Genomic DNA, 22,396 nt, shown 5'->3' with positions numbered 1-22,396 from the left:
GGGCACGCACGCTCCCACAGGTATTGCACAAATTCCAAGCCCTGTGCTGTACCTGTAGGAGCGTGCGTGCCTGTGTATGGGCCCTCACTGGCTAGCCTGGCGCTGCAGCCAATCCAGCAACTCCGTTAAACCCGGTGGCAAGCTTCTGGCCTGGCTTACCAGGTAATAACCTTTACCCGTCAGCACCTTCAGCGCAAACGGCATGCACAGCCGCCCCCCGCGCAAGTCATCGCCAATCAGCGACCAATCACCGATAGCCACGCCAGTCCCCTGCGAGGCCATGGCCATTGCCATGTCCAGCGTCTCGAAATGCTGCTTGGGCCCATGACTGGCCAGCGTCACACCTGCTGCCTGCAACCACAACCGCCAATCATGCTCATCTCGTGACGGGTGCAGCAGCATGTGCCGCGCCAGGTCTTCCACCTGCTGCAAGGGCAGCGGCCCTTGAAGCAGTGACGGTGCGCATACCGGTGTCAGTTGCTCATCGAACAACTTGCGCACGTGCAGCCCGTGGTTCGGTGCATCGCCATAGACCACCGCGGCGTCAAAGCCCTCGCGGCGAAAATCCACCCCATGCTGCACGGTGGTGGTGAGTTCGACCGGTATGTCCGGGCGCAGGGCTTGCCATTCCATCAGGCGTGGCAGTAGCCAGCGCATCACGCAGGTCGGCGCCTTGAGCTGCAAGGTCGTGCTGTGCTCGCCCACCTCGTGCACGCCTTGATCGATCAGCGCGAACACCTGCTGCACCCGAGGCAGCCAGTCCTGGCCTTCACGGGTCAGGCTCAAACCGCGGGCCTCGCGCTTGAACAGCGCATAACCCAGGTGCTCTTCGAGGGCTGCGATCTGCCGGCTGACGGCGCCCTGGGTGATGTGCAACTGTTGCCCTGCACGGGTGAAATTGCAGTGCTGGGCAGTGACCAGAAAGGTGTACAGGGCAGGCAGAGGCGGGAGGCGTTTCATTGCAGTAAGCCATGATCACAGGACATGGCTAGTATGTGTTTTTTTACATTGTGGGGATAGCCGTGGCTTGGGTCCAATAAGGGCATAACCCAACAAGATTCATGGTGAACCCCAATGGCAACCTGCGGTGAAGTACTGGTCAAACTCCTTGAAGGCTATGGTGTGGACCATGTCTTCGGCATTCCCGGTGTACATACCGTGGAGCTCTACCGTGGCCTGGCGGGTTCGTCCATTCGCCACATCACCCCGCGTCACGAGCAGGGGGCCGGGTTCATGGCTGACGGCTATGCGCGCACCCGTGGCAAACCCGGGGTGTGCTTCATCATCACCGGCCCTGGCATGACCAACATCACCACGGCCATGGGCCAGGCCTATGCCGATTCGATTCCGATGCTGGTAATTTCCAGCGTGCAGACCCGCGACCAGTTGGGCGGTGGCCGTGGCAAGCTGCATGAGCTGCCCAACCAGGCCGCGCTGGTAGCGGGCGTGGCTGCGTTTTCCCACACCTTGATGAGTGCCGCAGACTTGCCGCAGGTGCTGGCTCGAGCATTTGCCGTGTTCGACAGTGCCCGGCCGCGCCCGGTGCACATTGAGATACCGCTCGATGTACTGGTCGAACCGGCTGACTTCCTGTTGCCGGGCCGCCCGGTACGTGGCAGCCGGGCAGGAGCGGCTCCGCAGGCGGTGGCGCAGATGGCTGAACGCCTGGCCAGTGCACGTCGGCCGCTGATCCTTGCCGGTGGCGGGGCATTGGCTGCGGGGGCTGCGCTGGCACGCCTGGCTGAACACCTTCAGGCCCCGGTGGCGCTGACCATCAATGCCAAAGGCTTGCTGCCGGCCAGCCACCCGTTGCAGATCGGTTCGACCCAGTCGCTGCCGGCCACACGTGAGTTGGTGGCCGAGGCCGACGTGGTGCTGGCGATTGGCACCGAACTTGCCGAAACCGATTACGACGTGACTTTCAAGGGCGGTTTCGAGATCCCGGGCAGCCTGCTGCGCATCGATATCGACCCGGACCAGACGGTGCGCAACTACCTGCCGGAGCTGGCGCTGGTCGCCGATGCCGAGCTGGCCGCCGAAGCGTTGTTCGGTGCCTTGCAGGCCCAGCCGCAACCGGTGCACGAATGCACTTGGGGTGTGGCCCGCGTGGCCAAGCTGCGCCAGGCTCTGGCAGCAGATTGGGACCAGCCGACCTTGAGCCAGACGCGTTTGCTGAACGCCATTCTCGAACGCCTGCCCAATGCCATTCTGGTGGGCGATTCCACCCAACCGGTGTACACCGGCAACCTGACCCTGGACATGCATCAGCCACGTCGCTGGTTCAACGCCTCGACCGGTTACGGCACCCTGGGTTATGCACTGCCTGCGGCCATGGGCGCCTGGTTGGGCAGCGCCGAACAGGCCGACCAACGTGCGCCAGCGGTGTGCTTGATTGGTGATGGCGGCTTGCAGTTCACCCTGCCGGAGCTGGCCAGTGCGGTGGAGGCGCAGGTGCCGCTGGTCGTGCTGTTGTGGAATAACCAGGGGTACGAGGAGATCAAGAAGTACATGGTCAACCGGGCGATCGAGCCGGTAGGCGTGGATATCCATACCCCGGACTTCATCGGTGTGGCGCGGGCGTTGGGCGCGGCGGCGGAGCATGTGACGGATGTGGTGCAGCTGCAGGCAGCACTGGGGCTGGCGTTGAAGCGCAAGGGGCCGACCTTGATCCAGGTTGACCAGAACCAGTGGCAAGAAACAGTGCTGCGATGATGTAGCGCTTAACCTGTTACGGCCACTTCGCGGGGTTACCCGCGAAGTGGCCGTAACAGGATCAGCCCGACTTTAGCCAGCAGTAGCCCGCAACCTGGCCACATCCCGAATCGGTGGCGCGCCGTAAAGCCGGCTGTATTCACGGCTGAACTGCGACGGGCTTTCATACCCCACCCTATAGGCCGCCACCGCCGCCTCGAGCCCGTCGTTCAGCATGAGCCGCCGGGCCTCCTGCAGGCGCAACTGCTTCTGATACTGCAACGGGCTCATCGACGTCACGGCCTTGAAGCGGTGGTGCAAGGTCGAGGTGCTGAGGTTGACCTCACGGGCCAGGTCCTCGATACGCAGCGGCTGCTGGTAGTTGTTGTTAAGCCAGGTTATGGCTTGGCAAACCCGGTGGGTCTGGCTGTTGGCCAACGCGATTTCATACAGCCGGCAACCCTGCGGCCCACGCAGCAAACGGTAGAGAATCTCGCGGCGGAACAGCGGTGCCAACATCGCGATATCACGCGGTGTGTCCAGCAGGCGGATCAGCCGTAGCAGGGCGTCAAGCAACGCCGCATCAGTCCTTTCCACGTACAAGCCACGGCCCGAAGGTCTATTGGGTACCAGCATCGGTCCGCTCTCGGCGATCAGCTGGCTGATTTCGGCCGGGTCCAGGTCCATGCGCAGGCCCAGGCTGGGGTTCTCCGGGCTGGCATCGAGCTTCACGCCGCTTAGCGGCAAGGTCACCGAGACCACCATGTAATGCAGTGGGTCGTAGGCGTACTGCTCGTCGCCGAGAAACAGGCTTTTGCTGCCTTGGGCAAGGATGCACAGGGCGGGTTGCGCAAGGGTCGGCACCGAGCGCACGTTCTCGGTGTAGCGCACCAGGTACAGGTCATCGATGGCCGAGGCCGGGCCGTGGGGCTCGCCGGCGTGGCGGGTAATCAATTCGGCCAGTTCCAGGCGCTGCAGTTCCAGAGTGGGGTCGGTGGACGTGGCGGTGGTCATGATGGCTTTCCTCTACTGACCGACGCAGCATAGGTTTGGGCACAGACGGGCGCTAGTCGAAAGCTGCACGTCGATTGCCTGATCCTGCAGCGCTGCAGGATCAGGCAATCGACGTGCAGTATTGGCCTAACGCGCCGCGCGGGTGAGCCCCTAACCTTGGCAGCCTGGCTTTTCCGTCCGCCCGCTTCAAGGAGATTGTGCAATGACCCTAAAACAACCGGTCACCCATCTTGCTTTCATTCGTGCCAGCAGCGGGCGTTCTGCAGAGCTGGGCGCGCGCCTGCGTGACCTGCTCGAGCCCTCGTTGCGTGCGCCGGGTTGCCTGAGTTTCACCGTGCAGCGTTCGCAGGCTGATGCTGACCTGTGGCTGCTCAGTGGTAGCTGGCAGGACCAGCAGGCGATGAGTGGCTACTTTGCTTCGCCGACGCTGGAGGTGTTTGGTGAGCTGGTGCAGGCGCGTGTGGTCAGTAGCCTGGACTTGCATACCTTCGATTGAGGGTGGATGAGGTAAAGTGACGCACTTGTTCAACCAAGCGGATAGCGACATGGCACGTAGGGAATTTACTCATTTCGAAGCGGTTTCGGCGATGGTGCCGGTGGAGGGGGGGGGCTACAACGCGGCCATCGCGGTCAAGGCCCTGGGCATGGGCGGTGCACCACGCTTTCACAAGGTGCTCGACGGGCAGGTGTTCAAGGGCGCCGTGGCCGCCGACGAAGCGGCCACCGCCGAGCTGCAACGCCTGCAGGGCGTCAGCGAAGAGGGCGAGCTGGTCTGGTGATCAGGCTGGCGGCCGGGCCATCTTGAACAGATTGCCCAGTTCGAAATAGTCCGCCGGGCCACCGCCACGCAGGATCGGCTCGGCGGCAGCGGTATCGTAGATGCCGTTGTTCAACAGGTGCTCGGCAATGTGCACCGCCACGACTTCCCCGAGGATCAGCCAGCTAGGCACCAATGCCTGGTCGGCCCGCTTGAGCTGGACGATCTGGCTGACCTTGCACTCGAAGGCTACCGGGGTTTCGCCCACGCGCGGCACCTTGACGATGCTCGACGGTGCGGCAGTGAGGCCGCTCAGTTCAAATTCGCTCACATCGGCAGCAACTGGCGCGCAGCTCAGGTTCATTTGCTCGGCCAGTGGGCGGGTGGCCAGGTTCCAGACGAATTCACCGGTCTGCTCGATGTTGTTCAGGCTGTCTTTGCGCCCGACGCTGCAGAAACCGATGATCGGCGGGATGTAGTTGAAGGCGTTGAAGAAGCTGTATGGCGCCAGGTTCAGGCGACCGTCGCGGTCTTGAGAGGAGATCCAGCCGATAGGGCGGGGACCGACGATGGCATTGAACGGGTCGTGGGGCAGGCCGTGGCCTTTGGCGGGTTCGTAGTAATACATCTGTGCTGGGCTTGCTGGCCCTACCTCCTGGTGGACAAGGTGCCTAGTGTGCCAAGCCTGAGCTCGCCTGCAAATGATCAAGCCCGGCTAAAGCCGGGCTGGGTGCTCGCATCAGGGATCAGCTGATGCGGTGGGCGTTGGTGCGGTCGAAGCCATCTTCGGCGAAGCGTTGGCCGCCGGTGCGGTCGAAGCCGTCTTCGGCGAAGCGTTGGCCGCCGGTGCGGTCGAAGCCATCTTCGGCGAAGCGTTGGCCGCCGGTGCGGTCGAAGCCGTCTTCGGCGAAGCGTTGGCCGCCGGTGCGGTCAAAGCCGTCTTCAACGTAACTAGCGGATTGAGTCTGGGCTGCGGCGAAGGTGTGGGCGTTGGTGCGATCGAAGCCATCTTCGGCAAAGGCGCCCGTTGCGAGAACCGAGAGGGCCAGGGTGAGGATCAGTTTGTTTTTCATGGTCGTTGCTCCAGGGGTTCGTGAGTTGTTTGTTTCTATGGGTTAAATGCTACGCCTATTAATTAGATTAAAAAGCGCAAAAAATAGCGGTTAAAAATCTAATAAATAGATATATATGGGTGCGCATACCATCAATCAGGCAGCAGCCTGGCCCAAGGTACGTCGGTGCTTGCACCAACGTTCTGCCAGCCATTGCAGCTTGATGAGGTGGAATTAATAGGGCGTTAAGAAGGAAAAATCTGAAGCAGATGGCCGATGAACGTATTTTTCATCTATCACCAACCGATTTTTCAGACGCTGCTCAGCACCATCGCCGCACCTAAAACTGGAGCGGCACAACAATGAACAAACTCCCGCAAATCACCTTGGCCTTCTGGGTCATGAAGATCTGCGCTACCACCCTGGGTGAAACAGCAGGCGACTTGCTGTCGATGACCCTGAACATCGGCTATGCACTTAGCTCGCTGCTGCTGATCAGCGTGTTTCTGCTGACGTTGCTGGGCCAGTTGTACTCGCGCCGCTATCACCCGATGCTGTACTGGTTGGTTATTCTCTCCACCAGTACCGCTGGCACCACCATGTCCGATTTCATGGACCGTACCCTGGGGCTGGGTTATGCCACGGGTTCGGCGCTGCTCATCGGCATCCTGTTACTGACCTTCCTGGTCTGGCGTCTGAGTGGCAACCCGCTGGATGTCACCCGTATCAAGAACCGCACGGGCGAGCTGTTCTACTGGGTGGCAATCCTGTTTTCCAACACCCTCGGCACCGCGCTGGGCGATTACCTGGCCGATGACTCGGGGCTGGGCTTTGCCGGTGGCGCACTGTTGATTGGGAGTGCCATTGCATTGGTGGTGGTGGCTCGATATTGGACCCGCATCCCAGGCGTTGTGTTGTTCTGGGTCGCGTTCGTGCTCACCCGGCCGTTTGGCGCCACCTTGGGTGACTTCCTGACCAAGCCGCATGAGAAGGGCGGCCTGGACTTTGGCACGGTCGGCTCTTCGGCAGTGCTGGGCGGGGTGCTGCTGGTGCTGGTGCTGATGGCCAACTGGTACCAGCGCCGTGAACCGCGTCAGGCGTTGGAGGTGTCTTGAATCGGCTCATCAGGGGCTTTGGAGGTATGGCTTGATGTTTGCGGTGTTGCTGAAATCGAGCGCCGCGCGCGGCGCTCGATCTCGAAGGCGATAAACCTGTTTTGACAAGCACTTGGCAGCCGAGATGCTTTATCAGAGCGGGCATAAAAAAGGGGCGCCCCATACAATGGTGCGCCCCTTTCAGTATTACCAGGCCTGCGTCAATCAGTAGTAATTCGCGAGTGTTGCTTGGTGTCCTTCATGGTTGCGTAAACCAGCAGCGAGCAAGCGATGCAGGCGGTAACGTACCAGTAGAAGCCGCTTTCCATGCCGACGCTCTTGAACCACAGGGCCACGTACTCAGCGGTACCGCCGAAGATCGACACGGTCAGCGCATATGGCAGGCCTACGCCCAGTGCGCGAATTTCAGTTGGGAACAGCTCGGCCTTGACCACGGCGTTGATCGAGGTGTAGCCGCTGACGATGATCAAAGCAGCCATGATCAGGAAGAACGCGCCCCACCAGGTTTGGATGGTGTGCAGGGTGCTGAGGATCGGTACGGTGAACAGGGTGCCGAGCACACCGAAGGCGATCAGGATCGGACGTCGGCCGATCTTGTCGGACAGCCCGCCGATCACCGGCTGCAGGCACATGAACAGGAACAGCGTGGCGGCCGAGATGGTGGTCGAGTCGCTGATGCTCATGCCCACGGTGTTGACCAGGTACTTCTGCATGTAGGTGGTGTAGGTGTAGAAGGCCAGGGTGCCGCCCATGGTCAGGCCGACCACTGTCATCAGCTCCTTGGGGTGACGCAGTAGGGTGCGCATCAGGCTTTCCTTGGCCTTTTCCTTCTTGGTGAACGATGCGGTTTCTTCCATGCCGCGACGCAGGTACAGGGCCACTACGGCGCACAGCGCACCGATCACGAACGGCACGCGCCAGCCCCAGGCATACAGCTGCTCGGTGGTCAGGGTCTGCTGCAGGACGATCAATACCGCCAGGGCGATGAGCTGGCCGGAGATCAGGGTCACGTACTGGAAGCTGGAGAAGAAGCCACGGCGTTCCTTGCTGGCCATTTCGCTGAGGTAGGTGGCCGAGGTGCCGTATTCACCACCTACCGACAGGCCCTGCAGCAGGCGTGCGATGACCAGCAGGATAGGCGCGGCGACGCCGATGGTTTCGTAACCCGGGGTCAGGGCGATGACCAACGAGCCTGCGCACATCAGCAGTACCGAAGCCATGAGCGCGGCCTTGCGGCCCTTGCGGTCGGCGTACAGGCCCATCAGCCAGCCGCCGATCGGGCGCATCAGAAAGCCCACGGCGAAGATCGCGGCGGTGTTGAGCAGTTGTGCGGTGGAGTCGCCGGCCGGGAAGAAGGCCTTGGCGAAGTACAGCGAGAACGCGGCGTAGACGTACCAGTCGTACCATTCGACCATGTTGCCGATGGACCCGCTGAAAATCGACTTCAGGCGGCTGGCGGTGGTTTTTTCTGCGGCAGGCGCGGTGGCCGCCCCGGCGGGCAGGGAGGTGGCGTTATCCATCAGGGATACCTTCTCGTTGTTTTTGTGGAGCGCGCCGTGGCGCAGCTTGCACAGGTGATTGCAGAAGGTGTGCCAAATGGGTGCAGGCTGATTCATTTGAGGGCGTAGTCTGCCCAGACCCCGCATGTTAGTGGCCTTGTAGGAGCGGCCTTGCGTCGCGATGGGCTGCAAAGCAGCCCCAAGATCGCCGAAAAGTAAGCGGATGTTTGCTTATTAGTCATTACCAATAAGCGGATTTCCGCTCATTCGCGCCCGACAAAATCCTCACGTACCAACCCATGCCGCTGCATCTTCTCGTTCAGTGTGCGCCGCGGCAGCTGCAACGCCTCCATCACTGCATTGATCGCCCCACCATGCTGGCGCAACGCCGCGCGTAGGCATTGCGCCTCGAACGCTTCCATTTGCTCGCCCAGCGATTGCCCGGCAGGCGCCACCTCGATGTTCGGCGAACCCAAACCCAATGCATGCCGCTCCGCCGCATTGGCCAGTTCACGCACATTGCCCGGCCAGTCATGCGACAGCAGTTGCGCCAGCTGTGCTCCCGACGGCGGCGGCGCGGCACGCCCAAGCTTTTCGCTTGCTGCACGGGCAAAGTGGTCGAACAGCAGCGCGATGTCCTCACGCCGTTCACGCAATGGTGCCAGGCGCAGCTCGGCCACGTTCAAGCGGTAGGCCAGGTCTTCGCGAAAGCGCCCGGCACGGGCTTCGTCGAGCAGGTCGGGCTTGGTCGCGGCAATGATTCGCAAGTCGACGCTGATGCTCTGGTTGGCCCCCAGGCGCTCCACCTTCTGTTCCTGAATCACCCGTAGCAGCTTGGCCTGCTGCGCCAGTGGCATGCTCTCGATTTCGTCAAGGAACACCGTGCCACCGTTGGCGTACTCCAGCTTGCCGATGCGCTTGCCCTGGGCGCCGGTAAAGGCGCCGCTCTCGTGACCGAACAGCTCGGCCTCGAACAGCGACTCTGGGATTGCTGCACAGTTGAGGGCAACGAACGGCTTGTCGGCGCGCGGGCCAAAATCGTGCAGGCAGCGGGCGACACGCTCCTTGCCACTGCCGGTTTCACCACGAATCAGCACATTGACCGGCAGGCTGGCCAGCTCCAGCACTTGCCGGCGCAGTTGCTGCAGGCCTTGGGACATGCCAAGCAGCGTCCCCTCCAGGCGTGACTTGAGGTCGGCCTGCTCGTGCAACCGGCGGTTCTCCAGCACCAGCTGGCGCTTCTCCAGGGCTCGGCGCAGGCTGCCCAGCAAGTGTTGCGGGGTAAAGGGTTTTTCAAGGAAGTCATAGGCCCCGTTGCGCATGGCTTCTACCGCCATGGGCACATCACCGTGGCCGGTGAGCAAAATCACGGGCAGGTCGGGGTCATCCGCCTGCAGGCGTTCGAGCAATTGCAGGCCATCCATGCCCGGCATGCGGACATCGCTGATGATCACCCCGGGAAAGTGCCGCGGCAGGTGTGCCAGGCACTCTTCGGCGCGGGCGAACAACTGCACGCTGAAGCCGGATAGGCTCAGCCATTGCTCGACAGCCGTGCGGATACTGGCTTCATCATCGACGACGATCACCGAATTCAACATACAGGCTCCAGGTCACGGGGCAGGGTAAGGCTCAGGCGCGCGCCGCCGGGCAGGTTTTCGGCCTGTAGCTGGCCACCGGCCTCGTGCACGATGCCATAGGAAATGGCCAGGCCCAGCCCCAGCCCTTCACCCACTGGCTTGGTGGTGAAGAATGGGTCGAAGACCTTGGCCAGGTCGGCTTCGGCAATGCCGCCACCGGAGTCGAGCACGCTAAGGCGCCACAGCTCGCCGTCGGGCTCGATGCGGATTTCCAGGCGTTTGTAGCGCTTGTCGGCCATGGCGTCGAGGGCATTGCGCAGCAGGTTGATCAGTACCTGCTCCAGGCGGATGGCATCGCCACGTACCCAGGCCGGGCGTGCCAGGTACAGGGCCACCTCTACTTCTTCGCTGCGAATGCGCGCTTCGAGCAGGTGCAAGGCCTGGTCGACCACGGTGGCCAGGTCGAGGCGCTCGCGCAGGCCCACCGGGCTGTTGCGGGCGAAGGTTTTCAGGTGGCTGGTAAGCGCTGCCATGCGTGTGAGCATTTGTTCCAGCGGCTCCAGCGCCTGCCGCGCTTCGTCATGGCGGCCATGGTCAAGCAGCAGGCGCAGGGTTTCCAGCTGCATGCGTTGGGTGGTCAGCGGTTGGTTTATTTCGTGGGCCATGGCCGCCGACATCTGCCCGAGCGCGGCCAGTTTGGCGGATTGCACCAGGCCTTCCTGGGCGGTACGCAGCTCGCGCGTGCGCTCCTCGACCTGGCGCTTGAGCTCTTGTCGGCTGCGCTGGCGCAGGCGGGCCAGGCGCAGGCGCTGGCTGACGAACAGCGCAGCGAACACCAGGCTCAGCCAGACGGCGGCGGCGCCGAGGGCGGCATTGCGGCCATCGGCGGCGACCTGCGGTTTGCGCAGCAGGTGCAACGTCCAGTTTTCGCCTTCCAGCGGCAGGCTCTCCCACAAGTACTCGGCGCTGCCCTCCGGGCCTTGCACGCGGCTAAGGGTGCTGTTGGCGGCAAAGCGCGTCAGCACCTGATGTTGCAGCGGCACCAACGGTTGCTTGTCGTACTGGCGGGTTTCGGCCAGTTCGGCCCGGTCGGCGCCACTGAGCGGCTGCAGCTCGCGGTAGCGCCAGCCGTCCTGGTTGGCAATGAAGGTAATGCCGCGGGCGTCGCTGACCAGCAGGGTATCGCTGCCCTGGCGCCATTCGCGTTCCAGCTCGGGGAACTCCAGTTTCACCACCATGGCGCCGAGGAAGCGGCCATGCTCATCGTTGACCGCGCTGGCGAGGAAGTAACCCGGCACGCCACTGGTCACCCCCACGGCGTAGAAGCGGCCGCTGCCCTGGCTGCGGGTTTGCTTGAAGTAGGGCCGGAAGCCGTAGTTGGAACCCACGTAGCTGCTGGGCAGCCGCCAGTTGCTGGCGGCAATGGCCAGGCCGGTGCGGTCGAGCAGTTCGAGGGTGGAGGAATTGGCGGCGCCGTTGATGCGTTCGAGCTTGTGGTTCAGGGCGTCCTGTACGTGTTCGGTGACCGGACCGCGCAACGCGGCGATCAGCTCCGGGTCCAGCGCCAGCACGGCGGGCAGGGCGCGGTAGCGGTCGATCAGGGTGTGCAGGGCGTTGGCGTACAGGCCCAACTGCTGGCTGGCACGCTGGGCGTCGTCTTCCATGGCCTGGCGCTTGGCCTGGTGCATGGCCCAGCCGGCACTGAGGGCGGTACCCAGCACGATCAGCAGGGTGATCAGCCCCAGACGCAGGGCGCGAAAGGAAAAGGGCATGGGGGCGGATCCGGATGATTGGGATGTCGGGGCCAGCCCTTTCGCGGGGAAGCCCGCGAAAGGGCCGGTACAGGCGACCTTTCAGTTACAGCAGCTCGAAACTCTGTTGCTGCACCGCCTGGGAATCCAGCCCGACCTGGACATTGAATTCCCCGGGCTCGGCAACCCGCTGTAGCTGGCCATTGTAGAACTTCAGGTCGTCCTCGCTGATGCTGAAGGTCAATGTGCGCGTCTCGCCAGGCTTGAGCATAAGCTTCTGGAAGTTTTTCAGCTCCTTCACCGGGCGGCTCATCGAGGCGGACACATCCTGCAGGTACAGCTGCACCACCGTCTCGCCTGCCACCTTGCCGGTGTTCTTGACCGTTACCTTGGCTTCCAGCGTATCGCCGCGCTTGAGGTCTTTGCTCGACAGCGCCAGGCCCGACAACTCGAAGCTGCTGTAGCTCAGGCCATAGCCGAACGGGTACAGCGGCCCGTTGGGCTCTTCGAAGTACTGCGAGGTGTAGTTGCCCGGCTTGCCCGGCGTGAATGGCCGGCCGATACGGGTGTGGTTGTAGTACATCGGGATTTGCCCGACCGAGCGCGGGAAGGTGATGGCCAGCTTGCCAGAGGGGTTGTAATCGCCAAACAGTACGTCGGCGATGGCATTGCCGCCTTCGGTGCCGGCGAACCAGGTTTCGAGGATCGCGTCGGCCTGCTCGCGTTCCCAGCTGATCGACAGCGGGCGGCCGTTCATCAGCACCAGCACCAGTGGTTTACCGGTTGCCTTGAGGGCCTTGATCAGCTCGCGCTGGCTGGCCGGGATTTCCAGGGTGGTACGGCTCGACGACTCGTGGGACATGCCGCGCGACTCGCCGACCACTGCCACGATCACATCGGACTGCTTGGCCGCCTTGACCGCTTCATCGATCAGCACCGCAGGCGGACGTGGGTCGTCGACGATTTCCGGGGCATCGAAGTTGAGGAAGTTCAGGTAATCGAGGATCGCCTTGTCGCCTGTGACGTTGGAGCCTTTGGCATAGACCAGCTTGGCCTTGCCCTCCATGGCACGGCGCAAGCCTTCGCGAACGGTTACCGAGTGCACGGGTTTTCCGTCGGCGGCCCAGCTGCCCATCATGTCGATCGGGGCATCGGCCAGCGGGCCGACCAAGGCAATGGTGCCGGCTTTTTTCAGTGGCAGGGTCTGGTTGCGGTTTTCCAGCAGCACCAGGCTGCGGCGGGCCACGTCACGCGCGGCTTCGCGGTGCAGGCGGTCGTTGCCGTAGTAGTCTTTCAGGTCGGTTTCGGCCTTGCCGATACGCACGTATGGGTCTTTGAACAGGCCCATGTCGTACTTGGCACCCAGCACTTCACGCACCGCCTGGTCCAGCTCGCGCTGGGTCACTTCGCCGGACTTCAGCAAGCCCGGCAGCTCTTCGTCGTACAGGGTGTCGTTCATGCTCATGTCGATGCCGGCCTTGATCGCCAGCTTGGCGGCTTCACGGCCGTCGCGGGCGACGCCGTGGCGGATCAACTCCTGGATTGCACCGTGGTCGCTGATGGTCACGCCCTTGAAGCCCCACTCCTTGCGCAGCAGGTCGTTCATCAGCCAGGTGTTGGAGGTGGCCGGCACGCCATTGATCGAGTTCAGCGCCACCATTACCCCGCCGGCACCCGCATCGAGTGCGGCGCGATAGGGCGGCAGGTAGTCGTTGTACATTTTCGGCAGGCTCATATCGACTGTGTTGTAGTCGCGCCCGCCTTCCACCGCGCCATACAGGGCGAAGTGCTTGACGATGGCCATGATGCTGTCGGGGTTGGCCGGGCTGCTGCCCTGGAACGAGCGCACCATCACCTGGCCGATTTTCGAGGTCAGGTAGGTGTCTTCGCCGAAGCCTTCACTGGTGCGGCCCCAGCGCGGGTCACGGGCGATATCGACCATCGGTGCGAAGGTCATGTCCAAGGCGTCGGCCGAGGCTTCGATAGCGGCGGTGCGACCGACCTTGGCAACCGCGTCCATGTCCCAGGTGGCAGCCATGCCCAGGCCGATCGGGAAGATGGTGCGTTCGCCGTGGATGGTGTCGTAGGCGAAGAACATCGGGATCTTCAGGCGACTGCGCATGGCGGCGTCTTGCATCGGCCTGTTTTCCGGGGCGGTGCGTGAGTTGAAAGTGCCACCGATGCGGCCGGCGGCGATTTCCTCGCGAATCTTGTCGTGGGGCATTTCTGGACCGATGCTGATCAGGCGCAACTGGCCGATTTTCTCGGCTTCGGTCATCTGGCTGATCAGATGGTCGATGAATGCCTGCTTGTCCTGCAGGGGCGGGGCGGTGGGGGCGGCGAGGGCCGCCTGACTGGCAAGGCCCATGGCCAGGCCCAGCAAAGACAGTTTCATCATCAATTCCGTTGTGGGGCCTCTGCCGTATCCACGGTGATACGTGCGCGACCGAAGTTTTCAGGCGGCTATTGTTGTACGATTTGCAGGCATTTCTTCCAGCGGCGGATTATGCCTGAATATGTCGCTAGCGGATGAAGCCCCGAATGCCGGGACAACAACTATAAGAACGCTCAAGAGACCGACGGCATGACCCCTTTCGATGAATACCATCAGCGGCAGATTGCCGAAGCCATTGCCCGTGCCGAACGGCGTACCGATGCCGAACTGGTGACGGTGCTGGCCCGCCGTGCCGACGACTACGCCTATTGGCCTTTGTTCTGGGCCGCCGTACTGGCGCTGGCCGTGCCTGGGCTGTTGCACTGGCTGCTGGGCTGGCCTGGCGTGCGAGGCTTGCTGGTGGCCAATGTGTTGCTGTTCGTCGGCCTGTGCCTGCTGCTGCGCAACCCACGCCTGGCCGGCTGGCTGATCCCTCGGGGCCTGCGCCGCCGGCGTGCCTCGCGCCTGGCCCGGCAGCAGTTTCGCGAGCAGAACCTGCAGCGCACTGCAGGCGCCACGGGCGTGCTGATCTTTGTCAGCGAAGCGGAGCGGCATGTGGAGATTTTGGTCGACCGTGGTATCGAGCATTACCTGGATACCACCGCCCGCGCGGCCATCGTGGCCCGCTTTGCCGAGCAGGTGCGCCAGGGCCGGACCTTGCAGGGCTTTGTCGAGTGCATCGAGGCCTGCGGCGAGTTATTGAGCGAGCACGTGCCGCCAACCCATGCCCGTAACGAGTTGCCCAACCGCCTGGTGATTCTCGATTGAGTCGGAAGCCGGCAGCATAGGGTGTAGAATGCGCTTCCCGCTATTCGAGGCACCGTTTCTCCATGTCCGCCAGTACTTCCGCCCCCTGTGCGCCAGATGCGCGCACCCAGTTTCTCGACCTGCTGAACGCCGCCTTGCACGGCAACACCCTGGTCAAGCTGGTGCTGGCGCGCCATGTCGGTGCCGACCAGACCTTGCAACGGATCATTGCCAAGCCGCTGCAGGTCAAGGGCCAGCCATGCCTGTCGCTGGTCTACCGCCACCAGACACGCGACATCACCCGCAACCTGCCGCTGGAGCAGGCCCAGGTGCTGATCGCCGAGCTGCTGCCGGACAGCTTTCGCAATGCCCACCTGTTCGACGCTGACGGCGAAGTGCAGCTGACATTCAGCAAGAAGGGCAAACCGATGCTTCAGCGTCACGGTGCACAAGCACCGCGCGAGGCCGTCGCAGGCAGCGGCCACGACCGCGAGAAAAAGCGCTACCTGGAGCTGTCGCGGCCGTTCCTGCGCGACCTTGGCGTGACCGACGCACAAGGCGCATTGATCCCGTCCATGTCGCGCAAGTGGAAGCAGATCAACAAGTTCATCGAGGTCTTCGACCACGCCCTGGCCAGCGCGCCGGTGCCGGCGCAGCAGGCGCTGCGGGTCGCCGACTTCGGTTCGGGCAAGGGTTACCTGACCTTCGCCATGCATGACTACCTGCGCAACAGCCTGGGCCGCGATGCACAGGTGACTGGCGTGGAGTTGCGCCAGGACATGGTCGACCTGTGCAACGCCGCCGCCTCGCGCCTTGAGCACCCAGGGCTGGAGTTCCAGTGCGGTGACGTGCGCAGCGTAGTGCCTGCGGCCATTGAGGTGATGATCGCCCTGCATGCCTGCGACATCGCCACCGACTACGCCATTCACACCGGCATCCGCTGCAACGCTGCGATCATCATGTGTTCGCCGTGCTGCCACAAACAGATCCGTCCGCAACTGCACAGCCCAGGGTTGCTGCAACCGATGCTGCAGTACGGCCTGCACTTGGGCCAGCAGGCCGAAATGCTCACCGACAGCCTGCGCGCGCTGTACCTGGAAGCCTGCGGCTATGAAACCAAGGTGTTCGAGTTCATCTCGCTGGAGCACACCAACAAGAACAAGATGATTCTTGCGGTGAAGCGGCGGCAGGCGGTGGACAACGGCGCGCTGCTGGAGAAGATCGCCCAGCTCAAGGCGTTCTACGGGGTGCAGGAGCATTGCCTGGAGACGTTGTTGCGGGCGGATGGGTTGCTCTGACGGCCACCCACCTGCAGGTCTGTGGAGGACGTGTCAGCGTCGAGCAGAGGGTGGCTCGATCGCCAATGTCGCCTGCCCCAGCGGATGCGTACTGGCATCAAAGAAGTGCAGCGTGGTACCCACCAAGTCGGCGAACCGATCCACGAAATGCTGCTTCTGGTTGATCACCGAAGCCTCGCTCAACGGCCGGATAGCAATCGAAAGCTGCTTCGGCCGAGCCAGGCGAATGGCGTCGAGCAGGTGCTGGTCACTGCTGTCCAGATGCTGCCCGAACAGGCATAGCCCCTGGCTTTCCCGTGCCAGCTGCCCCAGGCACCAGCTCAGGTAGTCCGAGTGGCGGATGGCACGCAGTTTCTCGTCGCTGCGGTCTTCGTTGACGAACAGCGGTACTTCACCTGGGATGTTCACGGCAAACCCATCGAGCAGCTCGGCGCTTTCGGCGCTGCGTTGGCGGGTGGTGCCGTCGGGCAGCTTGAGCAGGTGCAGGCCGCCATGCAGGTGCAGCACGCGGGTGCCTTCGCTGCGGGTGCGGCGCACGTCGAAGTAGCCTTGCTCGTCGAACAGTTCGGCGAAGCCCTGCGGGGCGTATTGCACGGCCCACGGCAGCAGCAGGTCGTAGTTGCTGGTGTAGACGCTGCGGTAGCCGCGCAGGGCCTGGTTGAGCGCGGCCAGGGTGGTGACAGGCATCAGTGGCCAGGGCAGGTGCACGGTACGCACGGCGTGGATCAGCGCTTCCTTGATCGAGTAGTAGCGGTTCAGCGGCGCGGTGGAGTTGATGGCCAGTGCGGCGTTGGCGCGTACTGTGATGTTGAGGGTGCTGAGTACGGGCTCGAACAGCTCCGTGCCCAAGGATTTGAACAATGCCTGGTCGCTGACCGCCAGGCCTTTCTTGCGGCCGGCGCGTTGCGCTTCCTCGAACAGCGAGAAGTAGCCGAACGGTTTCCACACTGCGCGGCTGGCGCCGTTGCCCAGCAGCAGGGCGTCGCAGGGGTGGCGGGCGGCGAGTGCTGGCCAGGAGGTGAGGGTGGCGTCGAGTGCAGGCATGCTGGGGTCCGTTGGGTGGAGCGGGGAACGGGGCGACTTTAGCATGTCGAGCGAGGTTCTCGAGAGCCGCTGTCCAGTTCCCGTCAGCGCTGTTCAGCTGTTTGCACACTTCGATTTCTGTTGCGCCAAACCCGATACGCCCGAATGCCTGCCCGCACCGAGCCGAACAGCAGTTTGTCTTCCATCTCCCGCGCCATCCCCGAGCGCACCAGCATGCGCAGGAAGGTACCCCGCGCGCGCGCGATGGCGAAGAAAATGCCCTGGGCGGCCAAGGTGTCGCGCACTTCGCGCAGGGCGGCGATGCCGCTGACATCGATGCTGGTGACGGCTTCGGCATCGAACAGCACGGCCTTTGGCTGGTTTTGGCTTTGCACGGCTTCTAGCAGGCGCATCTTGAAGTAGTCGGCGTTGAAGAACAGGATGGCGTCGTCGAAGCGGTACACCACCAGGCCAGGCACGGTGCGCGCGTCCTTGAATTTGCGGATGTCGACCTGGCCTTCGGTGCCCGGCAGCCAACCCAGCACGGCATCGGTGGGCTGATAGATGCTGTAGAGCAGGCGCAGGATCGCCAGGGTCACGGCAAACACGATGCCGGGCAGCACGCCCAGGCCCAGCACTCCCGCCGTGGTCAGCAGGCACAGCCAGAACTCGAAGCGGCTTAGGCGTCGGATACGCCCCAGCGACTTGATGTCGATCAGCCCCCAGCCGGCCATCAGCAGCACGGCGCCCAGCGCCGCTTGCGGGATCCACGCCATGGGCGCGGTGAAGAACAGCAGGATCAGGGCAATCACCAGTGCAGCGATGATGCCCACCAGCTGGCTTTTGCCACCGACCATGTCGTTGACCGCCGTGCGCGAGTCGGCGCCGCTGATGGCAAAGCCCTGGGAAATACCGGCCGCCAGGTTACTCACACCCAGGGCGACGAATTCGTGGTTGGCATTGATCGCATAGCCATGCCGGGCGGCAAAGCTGCGTGCAGTGAGCATGGCGCTGCAGAAACTGACGGTTGCGATACCCAAGGCATCGCGCAGCAGGCTTTTCATTTCCGCCAGGTTGCTGTGCGGCCAGGCCAGTTTCGGGATGCCGGCAGGCACCGGACCGAGGATGGCAACGCCAAGGCGGTCAAGGCCGAACAGGCCGACCAGCAGCATGAACAGCGCCACCACCGTGAGGGCTGCAGGCAGGCGCGGGTAGCGACGTGGCAGCCAGATCAGCAAGCCCAGGGCGGCCAGGCCGATGATCAATGTTACCCAGTGGATTTCGCCCAGGCGCTGGAAGAAGTTGATCAGGCTGAGGATGAAGCCGTCGCCCTCGATCTTGAACCCCACTACCTTGGACAACTGGCCGGCGATCAGGCTGAGGCCGATACCGTTGAGGTAGCCGATCAGGATTGGCCGCGAGAAGAAGCTGGCGATGAAACCGGCCCGCGCCAAGCCTGCGGCGATCAACATCACCCCGACCAGCACCGTGACGATAACTGACAGCTCGGCAATCCGCTGCGGGTCGCCCATGGCCAGCGGCGCCACGGCGCCGGCAATCATCGCGCAGGTAGCGGCGTCGGGGCCGACCATCAATTGGCGTGAGCTGCCGATCAGCGCGTAGACCATCATCGGCAGCACACAGGCGTAAAGGCCATATTGCGGTGGCAGGCCGACGATCTGTGCGTAGGCGATGGCAATGGGGATCTGGATCGCGGCTACCGACAGGCCAGCTTGCATGTCGGCGTGGAACCATTCGCGACGGTAGTGCAGCAGGTTGGCAAGGCCTGGTAACCAGCGGGAGAGAAACATGCGTTGTCCTTTCGAAGTGTTCCACCAATCCATTGAGCATATCCGCCAAAAGCCGTTTCGCTTGCACGCGCATGCGCCCGCTGCGCATTGAAGCGGATCGGCGGGTAAATGGCCATGGGCCAGATCAAAGCAGAGGGGGAGAAACGAAAAAAGGAGCCATGGCTCCTTTTGACTGCGATGACGTTGCTGGAACGCCATGCGGGAATGCGATGTGGAGCGGGTAGAGGGAATCGAACCCTCAACTAAAGCTTGGGAAGCTTTCGTTTTGCCACTAAACTATACCCGCATCTGAGCTCGACTTTTTACCAGAACCCTCAACGAATTAGAAGCCCAAGTTATAAAAAAGCTTGTCGGCGCCCCATGGCTTGCGGGTGTCAGCTACAGGACGCCGAGCTGCTCAGATGGCCAATGCATGCTGCCCCTGTTGAACAGGCTGGTAACGTTGACGGGGTTCACGCACGGCTGGCTTGAGGAACCCCAGCATCACACTGCGGGTATCCTCGCAGGCGACCTTGTTCTCCATATCCAGGAAGTGGCCCGCATCGCGGATCACGCTGAACTGGCTTCTGCCCACGTGTTTGCTGAACTGCCGTGCATCTTCCACCGTGGTGTATTCGTCGCGTTCGCCGTTGATGAACAGTACCGGGATGTTGATATTGCGCGCGCCATCCAGTGCACGTTCCAGGTCGTGATGCAGCACCTGGTTGATGTGGAAGTGCATCTGCGCGTACTCGTGGCTGTCCAGGCTGCTGACGTGGCGGTAGTTGAAGCGCTTGAACAGTGACGGCAGGTGCTTGCCGATGGTGTCGTTGACCAGGTTGCCGACCTGATAGCGGTCGCAAGCGGCCAGGTACTGGCAGCCACGGTCCAGGTAGTCGCGCATCGGCTCGTTGATCACGGGCGAGAACGAACTCACCACGGCCTTCTTCACGTACCGCGGCTGGTGCGCCAGCGCCAGCAGCGTACTTGCACCTCCCCACGAGAAGGACATCACGTGGTCCGCCTGGAAGTGCTCGATCAGCTCCAGGAGGATATGCGCCTCGGTCTCCTTGCTGATCAGCCGTTCCTGACGGTTGTGTGGTTTGGACTTGCCGGCATACGGCTGGTCGAACAGTACTACGTTGAACTGCGGGTGCAGGTTACGTACCGTTTGGGCGAACGAGGCCGTGGTGGCCAGCGAGCCGTTGATCAGGATGATCGTATTCTCGGCCGCATCCGCGCGATAGAACTCCGTGTAAACCCGATACTGACCTTGGATATCAAGTACAGCGATTTCTGGCCTCATGTCATCGACTCCTGGCGCAAAAAGGGTATTCGCGTCACCTAGGGTGCACGTTCTTTATGACAGGTAGGCATTTGCCTGAAGAGAAACCGGGGGCCCTGTGTCGATCCTTGGCACGTGCGTCGACGGTATTGTTTTTGGCGGGCAATTCGCCGTGCCCCAAGGCATCGAGGCCTTGGGTGGCCGGCAAAAAGGTGTCTTCGACTGCGGGCGTGACTTGGTAGTCACATGCAGACTGACGATTTGGATTCAAGCAGTGGGTCGTGGATCGCGCAAGTGCCGTTCGGGGAGAAATGTGACTTTTGTCGCTGAGCGGTCGTATGACGACTCCGCGCCGTCTGTTCCGGCCTCTTCGCGGGTAAACCCGCTCCCACAGGTATTGCACTGTACCCAATGACAGTGGACCTCCTGTGGGAGCGGGTTTACCCGCGAAGAGGCCAGAACAGGCAGTCTAGACAGTGGCTATTTCATCAGCCGTCAGTTCACGAAACTCCCCGGGCGCCAAACCAGGGTCCAGACAGATTGCCCCCATGCTTTCCCGGTGCAACCCCACCACCTTGTTGTTGAAGTGCCCGAACATGCGCTTGACCTGGTGATAACGCCCTTCGACGATCGCCAGCCGGGCCTGGCGCGGGCCGAGGATGTCCAGCAGGGCAGGTTGGGTGGTGAGGTTTTCGAAGGCGAAATAGAACCCCTCGCGAAACCTGGCCACATAGTGCTCGCCAATTTCGTCCTCGGTGTCCACCAGGTAATGCTTGGGCAACTTGGTGGCAGGCTGGGTCAGGCGCCTTGACCACTGGCCATCGTTGGTCAGGATCATCAGGCCGGTGGTGTTGAAGTCCAGGCGCCCGGCTATGTGCAGGTCATCCCGCAACGCTGCGGGCAGCAGGTCGAGCACGGTCGGGTGCTGTGGGTCTTGGGTGGCGCTGACGCAGCCAGTGGGCTTGTGCAGCATCAGGTAGCGGGCCGGGCGGCCGGCCTGCAGCAGTTGCTCGTCCAGCTCCACGCGGCTGAATTCACGCACTTCGGCCAGTGGGTCGCTGACAACCTGGCCGTCCACCCGCACGCGGCGTTGCGCCAGCATCAGTCGGGCTTGCTGGCGGTTGTGGCTGGGCAGGTTGGCGAGAAAACGGTCAAGGCGCATGGAAACAGTCAGTGGTCAGCGGGTGAGCGGAGCTGGTCTTCGACAGCGGCGCAGCGCGGGCACAGGCAAGCCTTGTTGCGCAATGCGTCAGGCAGGGCCTGGATCACGGCCGGGTCGATGCTCACGCTGTAACACCAGCAGGCCTGTGTGGCGCGGCGCGGGTCGGCCAGGGCACATTGGTTGAGAGCGCCGCAAGCGGGGCAGTGTAGGCTGTCATTCATGGTTGGCATCACTGCAGACACGGTTGCGGCCTGCCTGCTTGGCACGATAAAGCGCACGGTCGGCGCGGGTCAGCAGGGCGTGCAGGGTATCCTCCGGTTGCAGGCTGCTCAGCCCGATGCTGGTAGTCAGGCGCAACGGCTGGTCGTCGTAGCTGAAGGTCAGTTGTTCGGTGCGTCGGCGGATCTTTTCCGCCACCTCGACCGCCTGCCGGCCTTCGGCTTCACGCAGCAGTACGATGAATTCCTCACCGCCCCAGCGGCACAGTATATCCGACTGGCGCAGGCTGCCTTGCAGCACATTGGCGAATTGGCGCAGCACTTCGTCGCCTGCCAGGTGGCCGTGGGTGTCGTTCAGTGCCTTGAAGTGGTCCAGGTCGATCAGCAAGGCCACCAGCGGGCCACTGTCGCGCTGGGCTTCGTGCAGTGCCTGGGCGGCGAGCAGGTCGAAGCTGCGCCGGTTGGGCAGGCCGGTGAGGCTGTCGAGGGTAGCCAAGGCTTCGGTGCTGGCCTGGTGGCGGCGGACCATGGCATGCACCAGCGCCAGCACCACCAAGGTGATCATGGCGCAGATCGCCAGGTTCAGGTACAGGGAGTGACGAATGCGGTCGAGGGCGCCGGTTTCGCGTTTGTCCACCAGCAGGTACCAGTCCAGTTCGGGCAGGTGGCGCACGTTGAGAAAGTGGCTTTGGGTTTCGCTGTCACGGTACTCGTGGCTGCCTTCGCCTGGCACTCGCTGCTCGGCCAGCACGTCATTCAGTTCGGGGTTGTCGCGCAGTGACTGGCCGACCCGCAAGCCATGCGGGCCACCTTCGGAGCCGGTCAGCAGCACCTTGCCTTTGGCATCGGTGAACAGCACCGCCCGCTGGTAGCGGCGTTGATACTGGTCGATCAGCTTGACCACCGACGATACGCTCAGCCCTACGCCTGCGGCGCCGATGAAGCGCTGTTGGTAGTCATGCACCTGGTAGTTGATGAACACG

The 22,396-nt window shown here is 62.8% G+C and carries 20 protein-coding genes and 1 tRNA gene; 6 read left to right on the top strand and 15 right to left on the bottom strand.

Annotated elements, in window-relative coordinates:
* Positions 1-84: 84 nt before the first annotated feature.
* Positions 85-960 (bottom strand): LysR substrate-binding domain-containing protein, encoded by an 876-nt coding sequence (locus APH42_RS22395; protein WP_060494236.1) that lies wholly within the window; start codon positions 958-960, stop codon positions 85-87.
* Positions 961-1,074: 114 nt separating this feature from the next.
* On the opposite strand from APH42_RS22395, the gene APH42_RS22390 reads away from it, so the two are divergent.
* Complete coding sequence (locus APH42_RS22390; RefSeq protein WP_060494235.1) at positions 1,075-2,712, top strand: 5-guanidino-2-oxopentanoate decarboxylase; 1,638 nt, start codon at positions 1,075-1,077, stop codon at positions 2,710-2,712.
* Between the two features lie 72 nt (positions 2,713-2,784).
* Here APH42_RS22390 and APH42_RS22385 read toward each other — a convergent pair whose 3' ends face one another.
* Entirely contained in the window at positions 2,785-3,705 is a 921-nt protein-coding gene (locus APH42_RS22385) for an AraC family transcriptional regulator (RefSeq protein ID WP_012273967.1), read from the bottom strand.
* A gap of 202 nt (positions 3,706-3,907) precedes the next feature.
* Here APH42_RS22385 and APH42_RS22380 point away from each other — a divergent pair, with 202 nt between their 5' ends.
* Both APH42_RS22380 and APH42_RS22375 read left to right on the top strand, forming a co-directional pair.
* A complete protein-coding gene (locus APH42_RS22380; protein ID WP_012273966.1) occupies positions 3,908-4,201 on the top strand; it encodes a putative quinol monooxygenase in 294 nt (97 codons plus the stop codon).
* Between the two features lie 16 nt (positions 4,202-4,217).
* Positions 4,218-4,484 (top strand): hypothetical protein, encoded by a 267-nt coding sequence (locus tag APH42_RS22375; RefSeq protein WP_012273965.1) that lies wholly within the window; start codon positions 4,218-4,220, stop codon positions 4,482-4,484.
* On the opposite strand, the gene APH42_RS22370 is transcribed toward APH42_RS22375, so the two are convergent.
* Both APH42_RS22370 and APH42_RS22365 read right to left on the bottom strand, forming a co-directional pair.
* Complete coding sequence (locus tag APH42_RS22370) at positions 4,485-5,090, bottom strand: flavin reductase family protein (RefSeq protein ID WP_012273964.1); 606 nt, start codon at positions 5,088-5,090, stop codon at positions 4,485-4,487. It lies immediately after the preceding gene.
* A gap of 118 nt (positions 5,091-5,208) precedes the next feature.
* The gene (locus tag APH42_RS22365) at positions 5,209-5,535 is read right to left on the bottom strand and encodes a hypothetical protein (protein ID WP_060494234.1); all 327 of its coding nucleotides are present in this window, start codon (positions 5,533-5,535) and stop codon (positions 5,209-5,211) included.
* A 341-nt stretch (positions 5,536-5,876) separates the two neighbouring features.
* Here APH42_RS22365 and APH42_RS22360 point away from each other — a divergent pair, with 341 nt between their 5' ends.
* Positions 5,877-6,629 (top strand): membrane protein, encoded by a 753-nt coding sequence (locus tag APH42_RS22360; RefSeq protein WP_012273962.1) that lies wholly within the window; start codon positions 5,877-5,879, stop codon positions 6,627-6,629.
* 200 nt (positions 6,630-6,829) lie between these two features.
* Here APH42_RS22360 and APH42_RS22355 read toward each other — a convergent pair whose 3' ends face one another.
* The 4 genes from APH42_RS22355 to bglX all read right to left on the bottom strand — a co-directional run bounded on the left by APH42_RS22355 (position 6,830) and on the right by bglX (position 13,854).
* On the bottom strand, positions 6,830-8,149 hold the full coding sequence (locus APH42_RS22355) for an MFS transporter (RefSeq protein ID WP_012273961.1): 1,320 nt from the start codon (positions 8,147-8,149) through the stop codon (positions 6,830-6,832).
* Positions 8,150-8,391: 242 nt separating this feature from the next.
* Positions 8,392-9,726 (bottom strand): sigma-54 dependent transcriptional regulator, encoded by a 1,335-nt coding sequence (locus APH42_RS22350; RefSeq protein ID WP_012273960.1) that lies wholly within the window; start codon positions 9,724-9,726, stop codon positions 8,392-8,394.
* Positions 9,720-11,477 carry an ATP-binding protein gene (locus tag APH42_RS22345; protein WP_012273959.1) on the bottom strand — a complete coding sequence of 586 codons (1,758 nt, stop codon included), beginning with the start codon at positions 11,475-11,477 and terminating at the stop codon, positions 9,720-9,722. The genes APH42_RS22350 and APH42_RS22345 overlap by 7 nt, the downstream gene beginning before the upstream one ends.
* An 85-nt stretch (positions 11,478-11,562) precedes the next feature.
* Entirely contained in the window at positions 11,563-13,854 is a 2,292-nt protein-coding gene (gene bglX / locus APH42_RS22340) for a beta-glucosidase BglX (RefSeq protein WP_060494233.1), read from the bottom strand.
* A 186-nt stretch (positions 13,855-14,040) separates the two neighbouring features.
* Here bglX and APH42_RS22335 point away from each other — a divergent pair, with 186 nt between their 5' ends.
* Positions 14,041-14,658 carry a TPM domain-containing protein gene (locus APH42_RS22335; protein ID WP_060494232.1) on the top strand — a complete coding sequence of 206 codons (618 nt, stop codon included), beginning with the start codon at positions 14,041-14,043 and terminating at the stop codon, positions 14,656-14,658.
* A gap of 62 nt (positions 14,659-14,720) precedes the next feature.
* On the top strand, positions 14,721-15,935 hold the full coding sequence (locus APH42_RS22330) for an SAM-dependent methyltransferase (RefSeq protein WP_060494231.1): 1,215 nt from the start codon (positions 14,721-14,723) through the stop codon (positions 15,933-15,935).
* Between the two features lie 33 nt (positions 15,936-15,968).
* Here the strand turns inward: APH42_RS22330 and APH42_RS22325 are convergent, their stop codons facing one another.
* The 7 genes from APH42_RS22325 to APH42_RS22295 form a co-directional block, all read right to left on the bottom strand.
* Positions 15,969-16,979, bottom strand: a complete 1,011-nt coding sequence (locus tag APH42_RS22325; RefSeq protein ID WP_060494230.1) for a DUF4917 family protein — start codon at positions 16,977-16,979, stop codon at positions 15,969-15,971.
* Positions 16,980-17,062: 83 nt separating this feature from the next.
* Positions 17,063-18,769 carry a SulP family inorganic anion transporter gene (locus APH42_RS22320; protein WP_060494229.1) on the bottom strand — a complete coding sequence of 569 codons (1,707 nt, stop codon included), beginning with the start codon at positions 18,767-18,769 and terminating at the stop codon, positions 17,063-17,065.
* Between the two features lie 212 nt (positions 18,770-18,981).
* Positions 18,982-19,055, bottom strand: a tRNA-Gly gene (locus tag APH42_RS22315).
* 111 nt (positions 19,056-19,166) lie between these two features.
* Positions 19,167-20,054: a (R)-3-hydroxydecanoyl-ACP:CoA transacylase gene (gene phaG / locus APH42_RS22310; protein WP_012273953.1), complete on the bottom strand. Its 888-nt coding sequence runs from the start codon at positions 20,052-20,054 to the stop codon at positions 19,167-19,169.
* Between the two features lie 448 nt (positions 20,055-20,502).
* Positions 20,503-21,195, bottom strand: coding sequence for a pseudouridine synthase (locus tag APH42_RS22305; RefSeq protein WP_012273952.1), 693 nt, complete (start codon positions 21,193-21,195; stop codon positions 20,503-20,505).
* Positions 21,196-21,203: 8 nt separating this feature from the next.
* A complete protein-coding gene (locus tag APH42_RS22300; RefSeq protein ID WP_012273951.1) occupies positions 21,204-21,416 on the bottom strand; it encodes a cysteine-rich CWC family protein in 213 nt (70 codons plus the stop codon).
* On the bottom strand, positions 21,409-22,396 hold a 988-nt coding region (locus tag APH42_RS22295; RefSeq protein WP_060494228.1), incomplete at its 5' end, for a sensor domain-containing diguanylate cyclase. The genes APH42_RS22295 and APH42_RS22300, both read right to left, overlap by 8 nt.

This window comes from Pseudomonas sp. NBRC 111140 (assembly GCF_001320885.1).
In the GTDB taxonomy this organism is placed as follows: domain Bacteria; phylum Pseudomonadota; class Gammaproteobacteria; order Pseudomonadales; family Pseudomonadaceae; genus Aquipseudomonas; species Aquipseudomonas putida_P.
This window is presented reverse-complemented; position numbering and strand designations above follow the sequence as displayed.

Coding starts and splice junctions, on each gene's coding strand:
- APH42_RS22395 (WP_060494236.1), bottom strand. CDS start 960: ATGAAACGCCTCCCGCCTCTGCCTGCCCTGTACACCTTTCTGGTCACT.
- APH42_RS22390 (WP_060494235.1), top strand. CDS start 1,075: ATGGCAACCTGCGGTGAAGTACTGGTCAAACTCCTTGAAGGCTATGGT.
- APH42_RS22385 (WP_012273967.1), bottom strand. CDS start 3,705: ATGACCACCGCCACGTCCACCGACCCCACTCTGGAACTGCAGCGCCTG.
- APH42_RS22380 (WP_012273966.1), top strand. CDS start 3,908: ATGACCCTAAAACAACCGGTCACCCATCTTGCTTTCATTCGTGCCAGC.
- APH42_RS22370 (WP_012273964.1), bottom strand. CDS start 5,090: ATGTATTACTACGAACCCGCCAAAGGCCACGGCCTGCCCCACGACCCG.
- APH42_RS22365 (WP_060494234.1), bottom strand. CDS start 5,535: ATGAAAAACAAACTGATCCTCACCCTGGCCCTCTCGGTTCTCGCAACG.
- APH42_RS22360 (WP_012273962.1), top strand. CDS start 5,877: ATGAACAAACTCCCGCAAATCACCTTGGCCTTCTGGGTCATGAAGATC.
- APH42_RS22355 (WP_012273961.1), bottom strand. CDS start 8,149: ATGGATAACGCCACCTCCCTGCCCGCCGGGGCGGCCACCGCGCCTGCC.
- APH42_RS22350 (WP_012273960.1), bottom strand. CDS start 9,726: ATGTTGAATTCGGTGATCGTCGTCGATGATGAAGCCAGTATCCGCACG.
- APH42_RS22345 (WP_012273959.1), bottom strand. CDS start 11,477: ATGCCCTTTTCCTTTCGCGCCCTGCGTCTGGGGCTGATCACCCTGCTG.
- bglX (WP_060494233.1), bottom strand. CDS start 13,854: ATGATGAAACTGTCTTTGCTGGGCCTGGCCATGGGCCTTGCCAGTCAG.
- APH42_RS22335 (WP_060494232.1), top strand. CDS start 14,041: ATGACCCCTTTCGATGAATACCATCAGCGGCAGATTGCCGAAGCCATT.
- APH42_RS22330 (WP_060494231.1), top strand. CDS start 14,721: ATGTCCGCCAGTACTTCCGCCCCCTGTGCGCCAGATGCGCGCACCCAG.
- APH42_RS22325 (WP_060494230.1), bottom strand. CDS start 16,979: ATGCCTGCACTCGACGCCACCCTCACCTCCTGGCCAGCACTCGCCGCC.
- APH42_RS22320 (WP_060494229.1), bottom strand. CDS start 18,769: ATGTTTCTCTCCCGCTGGTTACCAGGCCTTGCCAACCTGCTGCACTAC.
- phaG (WP_012273953.1), bottom strand. CDS start 20,054: ATGAGGCCAGAAATCGCTGTACTTGATATCCAAGGTCAGTATCGGGTT.
- APH42_RS22305 (WP_012273952.1), bottom strand. CDS start 21,195: ATGCGCCTTGACCGTTTTCTCGCCAACCTGCCCAGCCACAACCGCCAG.
- APH42_RS22300 (WP_012273951.1), bottom strand. CDS start 21,416: ATGAATGACAGCCTACACTGCCCCGCTTGCGGCGCTCTCAACCAATGT.